This is a genomic window from Streptomyces prasinopilosus (assembly GCF_001419695.1).
Classification (GTDB): domain Bacteria; phylum Actinomycetota; class Actinomycetes; order Streptomycetales; family Streptomycetaceae; genus Streptomyces; species Streptomyces prasinopilosus.
Genome location: NZ_LIRG01001028.1, coordinates 1 through 2,042, shown reverse-complemented (window position 1 = coordinate 2,042; position 2,042 = coordinate 1). Strand labels below are relative to the sequence as shown.

General features: G+C 71.5%; 2 protein-coding genes and 1 pseudogene. 2 read left to right on the top strand and 1 reads right to left on the bottom strand.

Features of this window, described 5'->3' with window-relative positions:
* Positions 1-460: pseudogene (locus AOK18_RS29830) on the bottom strand (ThiF family adenylyltransferase); the annotation flags it as partial.
* A gap of 230 nt (positions 461-690) precedes the next feature.
* Here AOK18_RS29830 and AOK18_RS29825 point away from each other — a divergent pair.
* Positions 691-1,287, top strand: coding sequence for a M48 metallopeptidase family protein (locus tag AOK18_RS29825; RefSeq protein ID WP_074995100.1), 597 nt, complete (start codon positions 691-693; stop codon positions 1,285-1,287).
* 136 nt (positions 1,288-1,423) lie between these two features.
* Positions 1,424-2,042 (top strand): TerD family protein (locus AOK18_RS29820; protein ID WP_167738763.1); only part of this gene is annotated, 619 nt, incomplete at its 3' end.

The following is a 2,042-nucleotide window of genomic DNA, read 5'->3' as shown; positions in this document are numbered from 1 at the left end:
CCCCGGCCCCCGCCAGCAGTGCCGCCAGCGTCGAGCCCACCCGGCCCGCACCCCTCACCTGCACCCGGGCTCCGCGGCGGGCGGCGAGCCGGCCGAGTGCGTCGCCCGGTGCGGAGGTGGTCAGGGTCAGCGAGGCCAGATCCGGGCGCAGCCGGTCGAGGACCTCCCGCTTCTCGCGCAGGGCGTCGGCGGCCGGACCGCCGCCCCGGGAGTCGTCGAGGAGCCCGGCCAGGGACAGCCGAGCCACGAGCCGGTCGACATGGCCGTCGGGCAGACGCATCCGCCGGCCCTCCTCACGCAGACGGTCGAGGCCGCGGGTTCCGTCGAGCAGCTCGAGGAAGCTGCCCGTCGCCGTGTCCATCGGCCCCAGGGTCAGCGCGTGCGCGGGCGTCATCCCGAACTGCACGGTGTTGAGGTCGCGCCAGCCGCGCCGGAGCGCCGGTTTCACCATCGGATGCATGTCGGGTCCCCCGTGTCTCCTCGCAGGCAGCCGCTCGCACGACCGCCGTGGTGGCGCCGCCCGCTCCCGGGCCGGCCGACGGCTGCCAGCATGCCCGGGTCGGAGGTGGCCTGCAGGGACTTGTCCACAGGCGAGGAGATTCATCCCATAAATCTGGTGCATGGTGGGGGATCGGCGGCGAAGCGTCCCGGAGCCGGGACTTCCCCGTGTGCAGCGGGTAACGTCGGGGCGTGCCCGCCGACCCACCGCACAGCGCCACACAGCCTCAGCGCAGCACGACGAGTCAGCCCACGAGCGGCTCACGGGCGAGCGCGATCGAGGTCCGCAGGAGCGCCCGCCGACGCAGGACGGTCTCCGCGTACCGCGAGGGCGACCGTACGGTGGTGCTCATTCCCGCCCGGATGTCCGAGGCGGAGGAGAAGCGCTGGGTGGACGTCATGCTCGACAAGCTGGCGGCCCAGGAGAGCAGGCGGGCGCTCGGGGACACCGGGCTGACCGAGCGCGCCGAGCGGCTGTCGGCCCAGTACTTCGACGGCCGAGCCCGGCCCCGCTCCGTACGCTGGGTGACCAACCAGAACACGCGCTGGGGTTCGTGCACGCCCGCCGAGGGCAGCATCCGGCTGTCGCACCGGCTGCAGGGCATGCCCGAGTACGTCGTCGACTATGTCCTCTGTCACGAACTGGCCCACCTGCTCGTGCCCGGACACGGGCCCGGTTTCTGGCGTCTGCTGGAGGCGTATCCGAAGACGGAACGGGCCCGGGGCTACCTCGAAGGAGTGGCCGCGGTCGAGCGGTTGCCCCGTCCGCCGGAGTCCCGCGACGAGTGAACGCCACCGGCGGGAGCGCTCCACAGGGGCGTCCGCGTGCTGTGTACCGGGTCTGTACCGGACTTCATCGGATGTCCGGGGTTGCGGTTAGCCTGGCGCGACGCACTCACATTCGGGATGGGGGACGGTCGTACGCATGGCCAGGGAATTCCAACGCGGCCACAAGGCCAGGATCAGTGACCTCACCGCGGGCACGGATCTGTACGTAGGCGTGCAGATCTCCGGACCCGGGCTCACCTTCGACATCAGCTGCTTCGGTCTCGATGCCGACGAACGGCTCTCGGACGACCGGTACTTCATCTTCTTCAACCAGCCGAAGTCCCCCGAGGAGTCCCTTCAGCTGCTCGGCCCCCAGGCGGGCGACACGGAGTCCTTCCGCGTGACGCTGGAGAAGATCCCGCAGCAGATCAAGAAGCTGTCCTTCACGGCGACCCTCGACGGCGCCGGGCAGATGTCCCAGATCGGTCCCGGATACATCCGCATCGTGGCGGGCGGCGAGGAAGTGGCCCGCTACCCCTTCAGCGGCTCGGAGTTCTCCACCGAGCGGGCGGTGATGCTGGGTGACTTCTACTTCAAGGACGTGTGGCGGTTCGCCGCCGTCGGACAGGGCTTCGACGGCGGACTCGAAGCGCTGCTGAAGAACTTCGGCGGCGAGGTGGCCGAGGAGGAGCCCGCCGCCCCGCAGCAGCCGCAGGCGGGAGGCGCCGTCCCGGGCTTCGCCCCGCCCGCGTTCGGCGTTCCCGGCACCCCCGCCC